This window comes from Ferruginibacter profundus (assembly GCF_054783275.1).
This window is the reverse complement of record NZ_BAAGQW010000002.1, coordinates 517,722-537,114: the sequence shown is the minus strand read 5'-3', so window position 1 is coordinate 537,114 and position 19,393 is coordinate 517,722. Positions and strand designations below refer to the sequence as shown.

17 protein-coding genes are annotated in these 19,393 nt (G+C 39.1%); 14 read left to right on the top strand and 3 right to left on the bottom strand.

All coding sequences use genetic code 11. The features are described from left to right. Nucleotides 1–87: 87 nt before the first annotated feature. The 5 genes from ACYVM0_RS12530 to ACYVM0_RS12510 are packed head-to-tail and all read left to right on the top strand — an operon-like array spanning nucleotide 88 to nucleotide 4,962. Nucleotides 88–1,353, top strand: a complete 1,266-nt coding sequence (locus tag ACYVM0_RS12530) for a dicarboxylate/amino acid:cation symporter (RefSeq protein WP_460557535.1) — start codon at nucleotides 88–90, stop codon at nucleotides 1,351–1,353. Nucleotides 1,354–1,376: 23 nt separating this feature from the next. After that, nucleotides 1,377–2,123, top strand: a complete 747-nt coding sequence (locus ACYVM0_RS12525) for a DedA family protein (protein ID WP_460557533.1) — start codon at nucleotides 1,377–1,379, stop codon at nucleotides 2,121–2,123. Then, nucleotides 2,080–3,336 (top strand): MFS transporter, encoded by a 1,257-nt coding sequence (locus ACYVM0_RS12520; RefSeq protein WP_460557531.1) that lies wholly within the window; start codon nucleotides 2,080–2,082, stop codon nucleotides 3,334–3,336. The genes ACYVM0_RS12525 and ACYVM0_RS12520 overlap by 44 nt, the downstream gene beginning before the upstream one ends. A gap of 18 nt (nucleotides 3,337–3,354) precedes the next feature. After that, entirely contained in the window at nucleotides 3,355–4,353 is a 999-nt protein-coding gene (locus ACYVM0_RS12515; RefSeq protein WP_460557529.1) for a glycosyltransferase family 9 protein, read from the top strand. A 39-nt stretch (nucleotides 4,354–4,392) separates the two neighbouring features. Beyond that, nucleotides 4,393–4,962 (top strand): hypothetical protein, encoded by a 570-nt coding sequence (locus ACYVM0_RS12510; protein WP_460557527.1) that lies wholly within the window; start codon nucleotides 4,393–4,395, stop codon nucleotides 4,960–4,962. A gap of 69 nt (nucleotides 4,963–5,031) precedes the next feature. On the opposite strand, the gene ACYVM0_RS12505 is transcribed toward ACYVM0_RS12510, so the two are convergent. Then, nucleotides 5,032–6,909, bottom strand: a complete 1,878-nt coding sequence (locus ACYVM0_RS12505; RefSeq protein ID WP_460557525.1) for an Nramp family divalent metal transporter — start codon at nucleotides 6,907–6,909, stop codon at nucleotides 5,032–5,034. Next, nucleotides 6,902–7,561: a metal-dependent transcriptional regulator gene (locus tag ACYVM0_RS12500; protein ID WP_460557523.1), complete on the bottom strand. Its 660-nt coding sequence runs from the start codon at nucleotides 7,559–7,561 to the stop codon at nucleotides 6,902–6,904. Before ACYVM0_RS12500 ends, ACYVM0_RS12505 begins: the two co-directional genes overlap by 8 nt. Before the next feature lie 105 nt (nucleotides 7,562–7,666). Here ACYVM0_RS12500 and ACYVM0_RS12495 point away from each other — a divergent pair, with 105 nt between their 5' ends. The 7 genes from ACYVM0_RS12495 to ACYVM0_RS12465 all read left to right on the top strand — a co-directional run bounded on the left by ACYVM0_RS12495 (nucleotide 7,667) and on the right by ACYVM0_RS12465 (nucleotide 15,676). After that, a complete protein-coding gene (locus ACYVM0_RS12495) occupies nucleotides 7,667–8,047 on the top strand; it encodes a RidA family protein (RefSeq protein WP_460557521.1) in 381 nt (126 codons plus the stop codon). Nucleotides 8,048–8,067: 20 nt separating this feature from the next. Next, nucleotides 8,068–8,598, top strand: coding sequence for a class IV adenylate cyclase (locus ACYVM0_RS12490; RefSeq protein WP_460557519.1), 531 nt, complete (start codon nucleotides 8,068–8,070; stop codon nucleotides 8,596–8,598). Nucleotides 8,599–8,982: 384 nt separating this feature from the next. Continuing rightward, nucleotides 8,983–10,635, top strand: coding sequence for an alpha-glucan family phosphorylase (glgP, locus tag ACYVM0_RS12485; protein ID WP_460557517.1), 1,653 nt, complete (start codon nucleotides 8,983–8,985; stop codon nucleotides 10,633–10,635). A gap of 71 nt (nucleotides 10,636–10,706) precedes the next feature. Continuing rightward, complete coding sequence (locus tag ACYVM0_RS12480; RefSeq protein ID WP_460557515.1) at nucleotides 10,707–11,414, top strand: SGNH/GDSL hydrolase family protein; 708 nt, start codon at nucleotides 10,707–10,709, stop codon at nucleotides 11,412–11,414. Between the two features lie 393 nt (nucleotides 11,415–11,807). Continuing rightward, nucleotides 11,808–13,739 carry an SPFH domain-containing protein gene (locus tag ACYVM0_RS12475; protein WP_460557513.1) on the top strand — a complete coding sequence of 644 codons (1,932 nt, stop codon included), beginning with the start codon at nucleotides 11,808–11,810 and terminating at the stop codon, nucleotides 13,737–13,739. 51 nt (nucleotides 13,740–13,790) lie between these two features. Beyond that, the gene (locus tag ACYVM0_RS12470; RefSeq protein WP_460557511.1) at nucleotides 13,791–15,230 is read left to right on the top strand and encodes a serine hydrolase; all 1,440 of its coding nucleotides are present in this window, start codon (nucleotides 13,791–13,793) and stop codon (nucleotides 15,228–15,230) included. Nucleotides 15,231–15,244: 14 nt separating this feature from the next. Continuing rightward, on the top strand, nucleotides 15,245–15,676 hold the full coding sequence (locus tag ACYVM0_RS12465) for an acyl-CoA thioesterase (protein WP_460557509.1): 432 nt from the start codon (nucleotides 15,245–15,247) through the stop codon (nucleotides 15,674–15,676). 50 nt (nucleotides 15,677–15,726) lie between these two features. On the opposite strand, the gene ACYVM0_RS12460 is transcribed toward ACYVM0_RS12465, so the two are convergent. Then, nucleotides 15,727–16,605, bottom strand: a complete 879-nt coding sequence (locus tag ACYVM0_RS12460) for a tetratricopeptide repeat protein (protein ID WP_460557507.1) — start codon at nucleotides 16,603–16,605, stop codon at nucleotides 15,727–15,729. Nucleotides 16,606–17,200: 595 nt separating this feature from the next. Here ACYVM0_RS12460 and ACYVM0_RS12455 point away from each other — a divergent pair. Then, nucleotides 17,201–18,376 (top strand): MFS transporter, encoded by a 1,176-nt coding sequence (locus ACYVM0_RS12455; protein WP_460557505.1) that lies wholly within the window; start codon nucleotides 17,201–17,203, stop codon nucleotides 18,374–18,376. A gap of 93 nt (nucleotides 18,377–18,469) precedes the next feature. Next, nucleotides 18,470–19,321: a sulfurtransferase gene (locus tag ACYVM0_RS12450; protein WP_460557503.1), complete on the top strand. Its 852-nt coding sequence runs from the start codon at nucleotides 18,470–18,472 to the stop codon at nucleotides 19,319–19,321. Nucleotides 19,322–19,393: the final 72 nt, after the last annotated feature.

The following is a 19,393-nucleotide window of genomic DNA, read 5'->3' as shown; positions in this document are numbered from 1 at the left end:
CTTAAAATAGCCACCGGTTATACTTTTTTATAAGCAGCAGAGGTTTAACAGGTTTTAATATTATATTGCGGCACTAAATGTTATGTAATGGAGATCACCCATCAACCAACAAAAAAAAGCAAATTAACATGGTATATAATTGGCGCTATGCTTTTGGGAATTGCAGTTGGTTATTATGTACATGAAAACTATCCGGCAACAACCGTAACCACTTTTTCAGATAATATTAAACTCCTTACCACGATCTTCCTGCGACTGGTGCAAATGATCATTGCGCCAATTGTATTTGCCACTTTAGCAGTGGGCATTGCTAAATTAGGCGATATGAAAACAGTGGGCCGTGTGGGAGGTAAAGCCATGTTATGGTTTATTACCGCATCGCTGGTGTCATTAACTTTAGGCCTGGTATTAGTAAATATTTTTAAACCCGGAGTGGGAGTGGATATTCAGCATGCAGATAAGGGGTCGGTAGCCGACCTGCTGGAAAAATCAAAAGGCTTTTCCCTGGCCAAATTTGTAGAGCATGTGGTGCCAAGAAGTATTATTGAAGCAATGGCGACCAATGAAATTTTACAGATCGTAATCTTTTCAGTTTTCTTTGGTGTGGCTTTAGCTGCCATTGGTAAAAAAGGCGAATCTATCGTTAATGCCTTGGATGCACTGGCACACGTGGTGTTAAAAATGGTGTCGTATGTAATGTATGTGGCGCCTTTGGGGGTATTTGGTGCCATGGCGGCGGCAATTGCAAAAAACGGGTTAGGCATACTCTCAACATTTGGAAAATATATTGGTGAATTTTACCTGGGTCTTGCTATACTATGGCTTGTTTTATTATTTACAGGCTATCTTTTTTTAAAGAGAAGATTACCGGTTTTATTGCAACGTATCGCTGGCCCAATGTCCATTGCATTCAGCACTGCCAGCAGTGAAGCAGTGTACCCCAAATTAGTTGAAGAAATGGAGCGCTTTGGTTGTAATAATAAAATTGTAAGTTTTGTATTGCCGTTGGGCTATTCTTTTAATTTAGATGGCAGCATGATGTACATGACATTTGCCAGTATGTTTATTGCGCAGGCATTTAATATCACTTCAATTACAGGAGATGTGAGCCAGCAAATTGTAATGCTGCTTGTTTTTTTAATCACCAGTAAAGGAATAGCCGGGGTACCGAGAGCGTCGTTGGTGGTAGTACTTGCAACAGGGGGTATGTTCGGTATTCCTCCCGAAGGTGTGGGATTGATATTAGCCATAGATGTATTTTGCGATATGGGCCGTACCATGACCAATGTTTTAGGCAACGCATTAGCTACTGCTGCCGTAAGTAAGTGGGAGGGGCAACTGGAACATTCATAATAATAATTTGTAAAAAAACATACATGTTAAACTTTATCTTTTTGGATTTTCACTGGCACCAGTTATTACAGCCGCAATGGTATATTCTTAATGGCGGGCTTTGGTTTGTATTACTGGTGGTGTTTGCCGAAACAGGTTTGTTTGCCGGTTTCTTTTTGCCGGGTGATTCCCTGTTATTTGTAGCCGGCCTTTCAGCACACGAAATTAAGATGGATAATAAAACAGAACCGGGTTTAGGATACCAGTTTTTACATTTGTTTGGCATGGATAATAACCACAGTTACTGGCTCGATCTTTTTGTGCTGGTAGTATTAATTTCACTGGCCGGTATTTTAGGCAATGCATTGGGCTATTGGTTCGGGAAAAAATTCGGACATGGTATGTATAGCTGGCGTGACAGGTGGTTCTTTAAAAAACGCTATTTACATGAAGCACATGATTTTTATGAAAAGCACGGTGGTGGTGCAATTGTACTGGCAAGATTTGTGCCTATTGTAAGAACATTTGCGCCACTTATTGCCGGTATTGTAAATATGGATAAAGCCAAATTCTCTTTTTATAATATCATTGGTTGCGTGGCCTGGGTTACATCCATGATACTCGGAGGATTCTTTTTACAAAAATGGTTATGGGATGCATTTCAATTTGATTTAAAAGAACACCTTGAAATAATTGTGATAGGAATTGTGGTGGTAACAACGGCACCTATCTTCATCAAATTATTTTTTGGCAAAAAGAAAAAGTACAACGATGACGCTGCAACAAAATAAGCACTCTATTGTAAACATTGCGGTAATAGTAGCTGCCCTTGGATATTTTGTAGATATTTACGATCTGCTGCTCTTTGGGATCATCCGCATCCCCAGTTTAGAATCTTTTCATTTAACACTTGACCAAGCTAAGATATCGGGCGAAAATATCCTTATCTGGCAAATGGCCGGCTTACTGATCGGTGGCATTATCTGGGGCGTTATGGGCGATAAGAAAGGAAGACTGAGTGTTTTATTTGGCTCGATCATTTTATATTCACTGGCCAATATTGCGAATGGTTTTGTGCAGAACGAAATGCAGTATTCCATAGTAAGATTTATTGCCGGCGTGGGTTTGGCTGGCGAACTTGGGGCAGGTATTACATTGGTATCTGAACTTACGCCAAAAGAAAAAAGAGGCATCGCTACTTCGCTCGTAGCAGGTATTGGATTAACAGGCGCTGTATTTGCTTTTTTAATGAAAGAGAATTTTCACTGGCGTACCTGCTATTTCATCGGTGGCGGGCTGGGATTGGTGCTGCTGATTCTTCGTATATCCGTAGCCGAGTCGGGGATGTATAACCAGTTAAAAAATTCGGCTGTACAAAAGGGTAATTTTTTCATGTTGTTCACCAATGCCGATCGGTTTAAACGGTATTTAAAAAGTATTCTTATTGGTTTACCTACATGGTTTGTAATTGGCGTACTCATTACTTTTTCAAACGATTTTGCCAGGGAAATGGGCATTAAAGAAAAGATAGATCCGGGTAAAGCCATTATGTATGCTTATGCCGCCATATCAGTGGGTGATGTTTTAGTAGGTTTTGTAAGTCAATGGTTAAAAAGCAGGAAGAAAGCGCTGTATATTTTTTATGCCATCACAGCTGTTTTTATGCTGTTGTTCTTTACCTGTTTAAAAAATGGTTCCGCAACTGCTATGTATATTATTTGTGCCGGCTTAGGCTTTGGTACAGGCTTCTGGGCAATTTTTGTTACTATCGGTGCCGAACAGTTTGGTACTAATTTACGTGCTACCGCAGCCACTACTATTCCCAATATGGTGAGGGGTATGCTGGCAGTATTCATTCTTCCTTTATTCAGGTGGATGCGTAGCCTTACTGATTACGTTACCGGTGGCTGGATAACAGGTATCATCATTATGGTGATTGGTACTGTCGCTGTAATATTCATCAAAGAAACTTTTCATAAAGACTTAAATTACCTGGAAGAATAATTTTTATTTGTGTAATCAGTGGCTAAATTCCTCATCATACGTTTCTCTTCTATCGGCGATATTATTTTAACCACGCCGGTTATCCGTTGCCTGCGCAAACAATTGCCTGAGGCTGAAATTCACTTTTTAACCAAACAGTCTTATAAAAGTATTGTTGCATCTAATCCTTATATTGATAAGATCCATACTTTGGGCGATAGTTTTGAACTGATGTTACATGAGTTGAAAACAGAAGATTACGATTACATCATCGACCTCCATCACAACCTGCGCACACTGCGTATAAAAAAGTTCTTAAAAAATGTAAAGGCATTTTCATTTGATAAACTGAATGTAGAAAAATTCATCTACACCAATTTTAAAATAAATACGCTGCCAAAAAAACATATTGTAGACAGGAACCTGGAAACAGTGGCATCATTAGGTATAGTGAATGATGGTTTGGGATTAGATTATTTTATTCCTGAAAAGGACACGATAAAAAATGGCGACCTGCCTACTGCTCATATGCTGGGGTACATTGCTGTGGTTATCGGCGCTGCACTGGCTACAAAAAAAATGCCCCTGCATAAATTGAAAGAGTTGTGTGCTGCTATACAACATCCCATTGTTTTATTAGGCGATAAAGGAGATTATGAAGATGGAAAAGCAATTGCTTCATCCGACGATATTAAAATTTATAATGCCTGTGGCAAATTTAACCTTAATGAATCGGCAGATATTTTGCGTGGTGCCAAATTGGTCATCTCACACGATACAGGCCTGATGCATATTGCAGCCGCTTTACAAAAACCAGTTATTTCTATCTGGGGTAATACGGTGCCGGCATTTGGCATGTATCCTTATTATGGTAAATTATCAGCACAGCATTTTGATGTAGTGGAAATTAATAAACTCTGGTGCAGGCCCTGTAGTAAAATAGGTTATAAAAAATGCCCCCGCGGACATTTTAAATGCATGGAATTAATTGCTGTTAATGAAATTGTAAATATGGTTAATCACCGGTTGACTAAGTAATAAATGTTGTTGATTTGAGTTGTATAGGTACAGCATATTATGAAGAAACTCTTTTTCCTGTTTTTTATTATCACAAGTTTACCCGGTTTTGCACAAGTATCTGTAAGTGTAAACTGGTCGCCACATGTACCTCTTCCCAATAGCGATACTATTTTTTATGACCCGTCACGCAAACTTGCATGGCCCGATTTTAAAGGCACACCCGGTACTCCTGCAGAAGCATTGGCAGTAACCTCTTCTGGCCTGGGATACATGGCTGCAATGAAATCATGGAATGGAAAAACAACCATAGATATTACGGTGTACTGCTATTTCAGCAAACAAAGCTCCTGGGTGCGAAAGGGGAGAGAATCTGAATATGCATTAACCCATGAGCAGCATCATTTTGATATCACTTATATTACCGCCAATTTATTTATACAAAAATTAAAGGAAGCAAAATTTACCCGTAATAATTATGGCGAACTGGTTGAAAAAATTTATAAGGAATGTTGCAGGGAATTAGAAAAAATGCAAAATGATTATGACGGGCAAACAAAGAACGGGCAGCTTAAGAACATCCAGGTAGAATGGAATGGAAAAATTAATAAGCAGCTCGATTCGTTGTAAAGGGAACCGGGAATTTGTTTTTTTTTGAATTGAGATAGTATTGCTGCAAGATGTACCCCAATTCCATCGCTATAGATTCACCACCAGCACCGGAATCTTTAACTCATGCCTTACCGCATTTACCGTTTCACCATAAATAAAATCTTTTAATGCCGTATGGCCGTGGGCACCTATTACCAGCATATCAGCATTATTTTCGTTTACAATTCTTGCAATTTCCTTCACCCTGTTTCTAAAACCAAGTTTGCCTTCTACTTTAAATCCTCTTTCTTTTAATTGCGCTACATAAAAATTCATTTTAGCGGCATCCTGTTCGGTTTCAAAATCATCACTTTCTTTTCCGTATAATTTTGCAGCAGCACTTTCAACAATGTGTATCAACAAATAACTGCTTTTTTCTTTTCCCTGGCCGATGGCATAGGATAATAATTTTTCATCGTTCACGCTGTAATCCAGTGCTACCGCTATTTTATTAAAAGCAGGAATAGAAAGATTCTTAATAATATTGGCATCGGGATGCATTTGTATGGATGCAGTGGGTTTGTTTTTTGTAAGTAACGGATGCAGGATGATGTATAGTAAAAGACTTAAGAAAACTAAGCCCAGCACAACCAGGATTATTTTGGCGAAAGTATTATCGCCTGTAAATACTCCTGATGCTTCGTTAACAAGCATCTGTATATTCAGGAAGATTAAAACAGCTGCAATTGCCCATGCAGTAATCTTAACGATTGGCCTGATGGCAAATTTTCCCATTGTTTTTTTATCGCTTACAAAATGTATCAGCGGAATAATAGCAAAGCCCAATTGCAAACTCAGGATAACCTGGCTGAAAACCAGTAAGGAGTCCACATCGTTCTCTCCCTTTACAATGATCACAATAAGTGCCGGAATTATGGCCAGTAACCTGGTGATCAGCCTGCGTAACATGGGGTTTATTCTAAGACTTAAATAACCTTCCATAATAATTTGCCCTGCTAATGTACCGGTGATGGTACTGCTTTGCCCTGCTGCAATTAATGCAACCGCAAAAAGTATTGGCGCAACATTGCCTAAAAAGCTGGGAAGTAAACGGTGGGCTTCTTTTATTTCGGCTACATTGGAATTACCTGTTTTAAAAAATACCGTTGCCGCTAAAACTAAAATAGCAGCGTTTACAAAAAACGCAATGTTTAATGCTATAGTACTATCAATACGATTAAATTTAAGTGCCTGCCTGATACCATCATCACTGCGGTCAATTTTCCTGGTTTGCACCAGCGCAGAATGCAGGTATAAATTATGCGGCATTACCGTAGCTCCAATAATACCAATCGCAATATATCTTGCTTCTTCATTGGGAAAAGAAGGGATTAAACCTTTAACCACTTCTCCCAGGTCAGGTTTTGCAAAAATAATTTCTATCAGGAAGGCAATTGCAACAATGGCTACCAGCGCTATGATAAAGGCTTCCATTTTGCGCATGCCAAGCTTTTGAAGGTATAACAACAGAAACGTGTCCAGCACTGTAAGCGAAACGCCCCATATCAGGGGAAGGCCGGTTAATAATTGTAAACCAATTGCCATACCCAAAACTTCTGCAAGGTCGCAGGCGGCAATGGCAATTTCTGCCAATAACCAAAGGGCGTAATTTACAGGTTTAGGATAGGCTTCCCTGTTAGCCTGTGCCAGGTCTCTTCTTCTTACTATTCCCAGTCTTGCCGATAATCCCTGCAATAGTAAAGCCATCAGGTTACTCATCAGCAATACCCAGACTAAAGAATAACCAAATTTACTGCCCCCGGCAAGGTCGGTAGCCCAATTGCCCGGGTCCATATAACCTACGCTTACAAGGTAAGCCGGGCCTAAAAAAGAAAAGATCTTTCGCCAGCCGATTTTCTTTTTTGTAGTGTCTATTGTTTCATGCACTTCGCTGAGGGAAGTATGCGGATGCCCGTTATTAATCATAATGCACAAAAATATTTTTAGCTATCTGCTCGCTGATGATGCAGGCAGGCTGTTTGGAAACTTTTATTTCTAGTGAGCCATCAAACTCAAACTTTTTTAACAGTTTAACAGAAGTGCCGATGGCAATGGAATAATGCTTCAGCATCTCCAGCATTTGCGGAGATTGATTGCTTACTGAACTTACTGATGCGGTTTTATTTAAAGCCAATGCAGCAAGATTGAGCTGATTTAATTTGGGTATTTTCCCATTGCTGTCCGGTATCGGGTCGCCATGCGGATCAAAAGAAGGGTTGCCTAAAAAATGCTGTAGTTTTTCTATCAGTTCATTGCTGCTGATATGTTCCAGTTCTTCAGCAATATCATGTACTTTATCCCATTCAAACCCTAATTTCTCCACTAAAAAATATTCCCATAACCGGTGTTTGCGTACAACGGTAAGCGCCACTTTTCGGCCATTATCAGTAAGTTTAAAACCTTTATATTTTTCGTACTGCAGAATTTTTTTTGCAGCTAATTTTTTAAGCATGTCTGTAACAGAAGCCGCCTTGGTCTGCATTTCGGCAGCCAGGGCATTGGTGTTTACCAGGCCGGTATCCTGTTGTAAATGGTATATACTTTTGATGTAATTTTCTTCGCTCTCTGAAAAGTTCATATTTGTAAAAATAAAATTTAGACAAATCTAAAAATAAATCCCGATAATTACGAACAAATTTTTTTTCGGCGAATATTGAATACTTTTACCCCTTAATATTTTGCAATGAAAAAGAAGATCAGCTCCGGTTCTCCCTGGGAAGATATTGTAGGATATAGCAGGGCCGTCCGTACAGGAAATATTGTAGAAGTAGCAGGCACTACCGCTATGGATGGAGATGAATTAATTGGAAAAGGTGATATCTATGCCCAGGCTGTTTTTGTATTTAAAAAAATTGAAAAGGCTTTAAACGAGGCAGGCGCTACCTTAAATGATGTGGTAAGAACAAGGATGTTTGTAACCGATATCTCCCAATGGGAAGAAGTAGGAAAAGCCCATGGTGAATTTTTTAAAATGATAAAGCCGGTGGCTACCATGGTGGAAGTAAGCCGCCTGATAAATGACGATTTGCTGATTGAAATAGAAGTAACAGCGATAATTGAATAATTAATAATGAAAAATTAACAATGGCAACCCTCAACTTTGAGTTTAAAGCAAAAGCTGCAGATATTGCCGCTTTAGAGAAAAAATTACTTACACTTGACCCCGAATATATTGGAGAAGATAACCAGGTGGATACTTATTTTAATGTTGCCACCGGCCGTTTAAAATTGCGGGAAGGTAATATTGAAAATTCATTGATCTACTACGAAAGGAGCAACACTGCCGGCGCAAAGCAATCAGATATTTTACTGTACCATCATAGTCCGGATAAGGCATTAAAAGATATCCTTGTAAAATTGCATGGCATAAAAGTGGTGGTAGACAAAAAAAGAAAGATCTATTTTATCAATAACGTAAAATTTCATTTTGATAAAGTTGAAGGATTGGGCACTTTTGTTGAAGTGGAGGCTATTGATAAGGAGGGAACTATCGGGGTAGAAAAATTAAAAGACCAATGCAGCTATTATGCGGCCTTTTTTAACATCGCAACATCAGATTATATCGCTTTCTCTTACAGTGATTTGATTTTAGAGAAAAAAAAGCCATTAAATTAGAAAATATCTAACACAGCAATTACAGCTGTTCGTCTGTACGCCAGCCATTATCAACAGGAATAAAAAAATGTGTATATCTTCCCGGCAAAGTAAATAAGGCAGCAAGGTTACCTTTCTCTGCTTTCAGTATCAATATTTGTCATGCAATGTTTTTTAGTGATATCATTCAGGCAAATGTAATTTTTTGCTTCAGGATTCGTTAATACATGGAGCCCGTTTTTAATCGTAACAATTTTAATTTACCCGTTTAATTGGAAGTAGTCCAGGAAACCCTGCAGTTGTAACAGCAAAAGTACAAAGTGTACAAAATACACAATATTTTGCCACCCTCTCGGTTTTACTGAAATTTCCATTTATATTGCGTCCTCAAAAAAGAGAAAGATAATGAGTTTTACTAATTTCAATGTTCCGTATTCTATCGATGATCGTTTTAAAAAACGAGTTGCTTATTTTTCAATGGAATTTGCAGTACACCAGCCTTTAAAAATTTACAGCGGGGGGCTGGGCTTTTTAAGTGGTTCTCATATGCGTAGTGCATATGAATTGCGACAGAATTTAATTGGCGTAGGTATCTTATGGAAATACGGTTACTACGACCAGGCACGCAACCAGGATCAGACCATGCAGGTGCAATGGAATGAAAAAATTTACAATTTTTTAGAGGATACGGGTATAAAATTCCAGGTAGAAATTCATGAACACCCGGTTTGGGTTAAAGCATGGTATTTAAATCCTGAAACATTTAAAAGTGCACCTTTATTTTTATTAAGTACAGATTTACCGGAGAACGATTATGTTTCTCAAACCATAACCCACCGCTTATACGATGCTAACGTTGCTACCAAAGTGGCACAATTTATTTTATTAGGTGTTGGTGGTGCAAAATTAATTGACCTGTTAAATTTTAACCCGGAGTTATATCATTTGAATGAAGCGCATGCCATCAGCTCTGCTTTTTATTTATATAAAAAATATGGCAGTGCAGAAGAAGTGAAGAAGAGGATGGTATTTACTACACATACACCGGAAGAAGCCGGCAATGAAAAGCATGATATTTTCCTGTGTGAAAAGATGAGTTATTTCTGCGGATTGAAATTAGATGACGTAAGAAAGCTTACCGGAATGGAAGGCGATCAGTTTAATCATTCATTAGCTGCTTTGCGTTTTGCAAAACTGGCCAATGGTGTTAGCCAGTTGCATGGCGAAGTAAGCCGGAAAATGTGGAACAAATATCCCGGCATCTGCGAAATAAAAGCCATCACCAATGCACAGAACTGGTTTTACTGGTCCGATAAGCAGCTGTACAATTATATGAATGAAAACAATACGGCAGCTTTTGATGACAGGAAAAAATACCTGAAGAAAAGAGCTTTTGATATTGTGGCAGACCAGACGGGTAAGCTGATGAATAAAGATGTGTTCACTATTGTATGGGCACGCCGTTTTGCAGGTTATAAAAGAGCAGAATTGCTTACAAGAGATATAGAAAGATTTGAAAGATTATTAAGCAATAAAAAATATCCTGTACAGATTATCTGGGCAGGTAAACCTTATCCGCTGGATTATCCGGCTATCAGCGATTTTAATAACCTGGTACATCTGAGTAAGCGGTATGATAACGTGGCGGTTTGCACCGGTTATGAATTAGGGTTAAGTAAACGTTTAAAGCAGGCATCTGACCTTTGGTTGAATAACCCACGTGTACCAAGGGAAGCAAGCGGAACAAGTGGTATGACTGCAGCTATGAATGGTGCTGTAAACTGTAGTACTAACGACGGGTGGATCTGCGAATTCATTCATCATGGTAATAATGGTTTTGTGGTGCCGCCGATTGATTATGAAAATATCAGTGTGCAGGAACAGGACCAGTACGATTTGAATAAATTATACGAGATACTGGAGAACCAGGTATTGCCTTTGTATTACGAGAACCAGGAAGTGTGGCGCCAGATCATCCAAAACGGAATGAGGGATGTGCGGTTCCAGTTTGATAGTAACCGAATGGCACAGGAATACTACGAAATATTGTATAAATAATAGTAGGGGCTTTGGTAAAACAAAGCCCTTTTTTATTGAACCAATGGGGTAAAAAATACGTTTATCATGTTATGCAACGTATATTTTTGATTGCTTTTGCTGTTGGTGCAATGTATTTATTGCTGGCCTGTAAAAAACAGGTAGCTTACACACCTGCCCCGCAAATAATCAGCGGTAGTTATAAAACTTACCTGGCACTTGGGGATTCATATACTATCGGTCAATCGGTAACGGAAGCAGAACGATTTCCTGCACAAACAGTTAGCCTGCTTAAAAAAGACAGCATCAATTTTAATGCAACGGAATATATTGCCACAACAGGGTGGACGACCGGTAATCTTATTAATGCCATCAATACAACGCCACCTGCAAGAGCATCTTATGATTTTGTAACATTACTTATCGGGGTAAATAACCAATACCAGGGTCGTAGCCAGGCTGAGTATGCAACAGAGTTTGCAGCTTTATTAAATACAGCTATTCAGTATGCAGGCAATCGTACATACAGGGTTGCTGTATTATCTATTCCTGACTGGAGCGTAACGCCTTTTGCAAACGGGCAGGATAAAGCTTTAATTGCAAAACAGATCGATTCTTTCAATGTAATTAATAAACAGGTAGCGCAAACTAAAGCGGTTAATTACATAGATATTACACCGTCAACAAGAATGGCTGCAACAGATGCTTCGCTGGTTGCCATAGATGGATTGCACCCGTCGGGAAAAGAATATAATAAATGGGCGGTATTGCTTGCGGCTGTTATCAAAGCAAATTTATAAAGTGCGTTTCATCCCTGCATCATTGTACCAGTACCACTCCTGAAAGTTTTCTTACCAGCCTTAACACATACTCTACCATCCATCCTCAATTCGTTATAACAGCATTGTAAAACATACAATCTTTGTGGGGTAATTTATTTACAATGAAACTACCCGCTGTGCTTACTGCTTACTTTCTGTGTGATTTTATCCTCACTAATTTCAATACTTCTCCGCCCAAAGCCTGATATATTGCAGCCTGTTGCCTGGTCATATGGTCAGGCGTGTGCATAAGCCCATGCAGACCAGTAAAGGCTTATTCTATTTCAACGAAATTCGTTTTGTTCAAACCAAATAATACCAGCCAGGTTACAAAAACATTTCCTATTTTCATCAACTAAAACCCTACATAACATGGAATCTCATGAACTCATCAAATGGGGATTGATAATCGGTATCCCTTTATTCGTTCTATTATTTTACAGGTTTATTCTTCGTGTGTTCTTTGGCGTTGTAATTGTGCCGGAGGACAGGATTGGCCTGGTTACAAAAAAGTTTGTACTCTTTGGAAAACAGCAATTGCCCGAAGGCCGTATTGTGGCTACAGAAGGCGAAGCAGGTTTTCAATCGCAAACATTACCGCCGGGTATTTATTTTGCCAAATGGATATGGCAGTATGAAATTAATTTTCAACCATTCACTATTATTCCTACAGGACAGTTAGGGCTGGTGCTGGCAAAAGACGGTGCGGAACTGGAGACCGGTTCTATCCTTGGCCTTAAGGTAGAATGCGACAGCTTTCAAAATGCAGAAGCATTTTTAAAAAATGGTGGCCGCAAAGGACGCCAGACCGCCATCATTACACCAGGTAGTTATCGTATCAACACATTTTTGTTTGAAGTGATCATGACAGATATGACTTCGATACCTGATAACGCCGTGGGGGTAGTTACCACACAGGAAGGTAAACCTTTGGAAGAAGGTCAAATTGCAGGCCGCATTGTAGAAGGGCACAATAAATTCCAGGATGTGGACGTGTTTATGCAAAAGGGTGGTTACAAAGGTTTGCAGGAACAGGTGATCCTTGCAGGTACATATTTCTTAAATCCGTGGTTTGCAAAAGTGGATATGGTAAACATGACTGAAATTCCTATTGGCCATGTAGGCGTGGTGATCAGCTATGTGGGTGATGAAGGTGTTGACCTGAGCGGTGCTGAATTCAAACATGGCAATATTGTTTCCCGTGGCCAGAAAGGCGTTTGGGCAGAACCGTTAGGCCCCGGTAAATACCCCATCAACCCTTTTATTATGAAAGTGGAATTGGTACCTACCACCAACCTGGTACTGAACTGGGCCAATGCAAGGAGCGAAAGTCATCAACTGGATAAACATCTGTCGACTATTACGGTACGTAGTAAAGACGGTTTCCCTTTTAACCTCGATGTGTCGCAGATCATTCATATACCCACTACCGAAGCACCAAAAGTAATTGCCCGCTTTGGTAACATGAATAACCTGGTAAGCCAGGTGCTGGAACCTACTATTGGCAACTATTTCAGGAACAGTGCGCAGGACAGTGATGTGATCGCCTTCCTGGGTACACGTAAAGAAAGGCAGACCTCGGCAAAAAAACATATTGGCGAAGTACTGGATCAATATAATGTGTTTGGGGTTGATACTTTAATAGGAGATATAGTACCACCCGAAAGTTTAATGAAAACATTAACCGACCGTAAGATTGCAGAAGAACAGAAAGTAACGTACGAAACAGAAATGAAAGCGCAGGAAACAAGGCAAAGCCTGGAAAAAGAAACGGCTATTGCAGATATACAAAAAGAAATTGTAAAAGCCGACCAGGGAGTGTTGATTGCAGAAAGGGTAGCGGATGCTTCGGTTAAAAAAGCAACGGGTGAAGCGAATAGTGTGCGTTTGCAATCTACTGCAGAAGCAGACCGGTTGAAATTATTAGCCAATGGTGATGCTGAAAGAATACGTGTACTGGCAAAAGCAAATGCAGAACAGATAGAATTACTGGCGAAAGCTGATGCGGAAAAAATTTCATTGACCGGTAATGCAGAAGCAGAGAAGATATTAGCGATTGGTAAATCCAATGCGGAATCCTATAAACTTTCTGTGGAAGCAATGGGCGGCAATAATTTTACGCAATTGAAAGTAATGGAGTCTATAGGCGCACAGAACGTAAAGATAATGCCGGATATATTGATCAGTGGAGGAGGGGATAGTGCAAATGGCGGCATCAGTGGTTTGTTAGGGTTGAAACTGCTGGAGGAAATTGCTAAAAGAAATGAAACTGCGAAAATTGAAAAAGAACAACCGGATAAATAAGTAGTCACAAATCCTTCCCTCACCAGGAAGGATTTTTTAATTTTCTAAAAAATGAAAAAAATATTTTTAGCTGTTACCTACCTGTTTTCTTTAGCTGCCTGTGCGCAAGATCTGCAAAAGGAAAAGAATGAAGCAATGAAAGATAAAGTGGTGCTTTTTTTTAATGCACAAAATTCCGATAGCTTGTACGGTTTAGCAGGCGCTGTTTTTAAAAAACAATTGAGTGCAGAAAAGTTTAAAGCAGTTTGTGATAATAATTTATTTCCGTTGGGAAAAATTACATCAGCTGAGTTTGAAAAAAATGAGAAAGGGGTATGTAAATATAAAACGAGTTTTGAGGCTGTTGTTTTATCCATGTATATAAGTTTAGATACTGAAGGAAAGCTGGAAACTTTCTTATTTCAACCTTACAAAAAACCGGTAACAGGCGAGGTTACAAAAACCAAAACGGATAATGTATTGGCTACTGAACTGGATAAAAAAATGGATGCTATTGTGCAGCCATTTATGTTTGAAAGCAAAACAGTTGGAATGAGTATTGGCGTTTTAAAGGATGGCAAAACATATTTTTATAATTATGGCGAAACCAGGAAGGGTAATGGCCTGGTGCCAGCTGCTAAAAATTTATATGAGATCGGTTCAATTACTAAAACCTTTACCGGCTTTATTTTGTCTAAGGCAGTAATTGAAAATAGAATAAAGCTGGATGATCCGGTGAATAAGTACCTCCCCAAAAATATTCCCCTGATTAAATTTGGGGATGATACGCTAAAAATTATGCATTTAGCCAATCATACATCCGGCCTGCCACCATTACCTGATAATTTTGGAGCAACCGATCTTGTAAATCCATACAAAGATTACGATGAGGCTAAATTATATACATACTTAAAAGTAGCTAAGCTTTCCCGCAAACCCGGAACAAAATTTGAATATTGTAACCTGGCAGTAGGACTGTTAGGTAATATTTTAGAAAAGATATATGAAAGGCCATTTGAAAAAATGGTTAAAGATTTTACCTGTTCAATACAAGGCATGAACAATACCATGCAATTTTTAACTGAAAAAGATAGTGCTTTATTTGTACAGGGATATGACGCAAATATTTCTTTACAAAGTCAATGGGATTTTAAAGCATTGGCAGCGGCAGGTTGTATAAGAAGCAATACAGAAGATATGCTTAAATATGTTTTGTTTAATGAACTTATCTTGCCGGATGATAGTAAAGATAAGGGCAATATATTTTTAAAACAGGCGATCAGTTTATCACATCTACCTACCTTTGATGTAGGGCAACAACAAATTGCACTCAACTGGTTTATACAGGATTGGGGTTGGGGAAAAATATTATTTCATGGAGGACAGACCGGTGGCTACAAAAGTTTTTTAGCCATTAACGAAAAAACAAAAAATGCAGTTGTAATATTGGCTAACACCGCAGTAAGCAATGATGAAATTGGTGTGAAAATTTTACAATACCTGGATAAATAAAATCTTTAGTACGTATGTCAACATTTACAGTTAAAGCAGAAATACGATGGTCGGATATAGACCCTAACTTTCATGTGCTGCATAGCAAATATTACGATTACTGTGCCAATGCCCGTTTGCTTATTCTTGCACAATACGGCATTACCATGCAGGTGTTACAGGATGAACAAATCGGCCCTATCTTATTCAGGGAAGAGTGTGTATTTAAAAGAGAACTGAAATTCGGAGATGACATTGAGATCAGGATCAGGTTATTAAAATCCAATGAAGATTTCAGCCGCTGGAGTTTTACCAATGAGATATGGAAGAACGGCGATACGCTTGCCGCTATAGTTACTGTTGATGGCGCATGGCTGGACACTGTAAAAAGAAAGCTGGCCATTCCTCCTCCAAAATTACAGGAAGCTTTTGCCGCAATGCCTAAAGCTGATAATTTTAATTTATAAGCTTAGAAATTTAAAGAAGCCAGGTTTTACAAACCTGGCTTCTTTATTTGCTACAGTTTAAATCCTTTCGCTTCATACAACAACGATAATATTTCTTTTAACGCTGCTGCATCTTTTGTAAGCAGGATGCTGCTTTCTAAAACCTGCGCTGCTTTTTCTGCATTACCATTTTTTAAATACCCTTCTCCAAGGCTGGATAAAACATTACCCGATTCAGGATAAAGGTTAGCATTGATCCTGAAAACCGTCAACGCTTCTTTTTTTAAATTTTGTTGCAGCAGCAGGTAGCCTAAGCTATTTAATTCGTATTCGTTATTTACCAATGGTTTTAATTGTGCTGCAAAATTGCGTGGTGCAATATTGCTGTCAGGTAAACTGCCATCGTTGATCCATTTATTGATGCTGGCAAAACTTTTATAGTTAGGTGTATAAACTTCCCCGGTCAAGATAGATAAAAGATCTTTTTCTAAAGACAAAGCAGGTGATTCATTAATCCGATTGATCTCTATCCCGTTTTTATACACAATAAACACAGGCACCCTGAAAATACCTTTTCCTTTTTCTTCTCCCTGCGGCGATTGTTTGTAGAGCGAATCACTTCCTCCAACACAAATTATTTTTGCATTGGCAGTATTGAATTTAATGTCATCCAGTATTTTTATAAACCTTGGTACTTCTCTTTTACTATCACCACACCAGGTGCCGAAGAATATTTCGATGCTGATGCCTTTGGTTGATTGCAATAAAAGTTTGTTCTTGGTTGCTGTATTGATATTATATAAATTGTAACCTTTAGAAAACCATTTGTTATAAGGAGGTTGTAGTAAACTGTCCCTGGTAATTTTTCCGTATAAAATTTTGTCTGTATTCTGTTGCGCTGTAGCAGACAATAGAATGACTGCTGCAATGGCAGTTAATAAATATTTCATGTTGTTGCTTTTAAATCAGGTAATAAAATGCCATGCCCTGGGTTCAGGACAAAAAATAAATTTAAAAATGCAGTCAACAGGGTGGCCGTAATAAACTATTGCAAAAGCAAAAGCTATAAAGAGGAATTTGAAATTTGTTGAATACTGCAGCGTATTTTATTTCTTCGTTAGCAAATGAAAGATGGCTGGCAAGTGTATAAAATTCATCCGGTGCAGTAACCGGATTTGTTTTGGGTACAGGTAATTCAGTGTCAGCGACTTTGTTGTCTGCTGTAAGAATAGCTTCACAGTCGCAATGGGTAGCGGAAAAAGTCTGGGTTATTGCACAGTGAAAATACGCCAGTTGTTTACTGTATTGCAACCATGCAAAAATGGACAGGAAAAATATAGCAGTTATTTTTTGCAGCTTAATTGTAAGTTTAAAATAAAGTTATAAATGCTTTTACAAAGCCTGTACTGCCTGCATGTTAATGATATGTTTTTACGGCTTTTAAAAATGTATTAAGCGGCAGTAATGCTGGTAAAATTGTATCAGCACTTAATCAGGAATTTTACTGAAATTTGCTGCACAAAAAAATAACGGTACAGCAACAGCATGTTTAATAAAGTAAAATTGTCTTCCCCGTTTATAGTTGCAATAGCATTGTTGCTGATAACATTGGCGGTAAATATTTCAATGCCGCTTTTCAGGGTGTATGCGGCTGCAGCACATTTAAATAACGGGCAAACCGCATTGGTTTTTTCTTCTTATGTGCTGGGTATGTTGCCCTGCTATATTTTTTTTGGTGGCTTGTCGGATAGGATAGGAAGGAAGCCCGTGCTGATGGCAAGTGTGATTTGTGCATTTTGTGCCACCGCAGTCATTACCCTGTATCCAAATGTTATTGCCCTGGTGTTGGCAAGATTTTTCCAGGGTATTGCACTTGGGTTGGGTATGGGCGCAGGTGCTACCTATATAAGCGAACTGTTGCAGCCGCATCCGCATGCAGCTACTAAAGCAGCAGGGATGGCCTCGCTTTTTACTGCTTTTGGTTTTGGCGGTGGTGGACTTGCCACCAGTATAGTTTTGCTGATCAGTTTTACTTTAGTGCCGGTTACCTATTATATTTTACTGGTACTCACTTTTATTGGTATCCTTTTGCTTATACCATTGCCCAAACTTAAACCCATTGGTGGTAAATTAGTGAGACTTCCTTATTTCCCTCCGGGGTCGTTGCCTGTAAACAGTGCTATTGCTATTTGCTGGGCGGCAACGGGTGTGGTGATTGCGATTATCCCTACACAACTGGCTAAATTTGGATTAACTGCCTATGCAGGTATTTGCCTGGTGCTTGTAAACTGGACAGGTGCTTTTATACAGCCATTGATAAGAAAGGTTGATCCGTTAAGATCTGTAAAGATAGGATTGCTACTGGTACCTGCCGGATTTGCGCTGGTAATTTTAGGATGCAGCATCGGTAAGTTACCGGTTCTTTTTGCAGGTACCGCAATTGTTGGTATGGCTGCTTATGGATTCTCTTATCTTGGCGGATTAGCATTGGTTGCGAATCTGGGAGGCCATCAAAAGGCCAGGGCTGTGTCGGGCTATATGTTTTTTGGGTATGTAGGTTTTGGTATTCCTGCCATATGCCTGGGATATTTTGCAGATCATGCCGGCATTATCAATGCATTGTTACTGTTTGAATCTTTTATCATTGCGCTTAGTGTTTGTTTAGCTGTTGTGTTTTATAAACAAGCTTATCGTTTAAACATTCCTGTTATTAAATCTTAAAATAAAAGTCAATAGTATTTAGAGGAACAGATTTTTACAGTAAAACCGGGCCTTATATCATGAACTTAGAAACAATAAAATAATACTTACGTCATGGAACAAAAAATATCACCACTGGTAACGCCTGCTGAATTATTGGCATTGTATAAAAAAGAAAATATCATTCTTATTGACGCAGGCAGTGGCAATGATGCCAGGGAAAAATATTTGCAGAATCATCTTGATGGTGCATTGTATGTTGATTTAAATACTCAGCTGGCAGATATAAAACCTGATGCTGCTTCCGGAGGCCGCCACCCTTTGCCAACAGTGTTGCAATTTGCTGCAGTGTTAGGTCAATTGGGTATTTCACCCGAGAGCCATGTAGTGGTTTACGATGATAAAAATGCGTCTAATGCGGCGGCACGTTTCTGGTGGATGCTGTTATCAATAGGGCATAAGAAAGTGCAGGTGTTAAACGGAGGGTTCCAGGCTGCAGTAAAAGCTGGTTTTCCTGTTAATGCTGAAACTGTAATGGCAGTGCCAGCTGAAACATATAATAATGCAGGTTGGAGCTTGCCAATGGCCGGTATGCAGGAAGTAGAAAAAGCATCGAAGGATGAGCAATATCTTGTAATAGATGTGCGTAGCGAAGAAAGATATAAAGGCATTACAGAGCCGATTGATATTATTGCAGGCCATATACCAGGTGCTGTAAATATTCCCTTCACCACAAATTTAGATGCGGATGGATTTTTTTTGCCGGCAGAGCAATTAAAAGAAAAATATACAAATGCATTCAGCAATATAAAGCAGGAAAATATTATTGTGCACTGCGGTTCGGGAGTAACTGCCTGTCATACACTTTTAGCCATTGCTGCTGCCGGTTTTAAAATACCCGGTTTGTATGTGGGCTCCTGGAGCGAATGGAGCAATAACAAAATGCCTGTTGCAAAAAACGTATAGCGCTACCTGGTTGCAGCTTTGCTTCAAACTATTACAGATGTCCATTAGTATGAATATCTTTGCAGCGCTGTT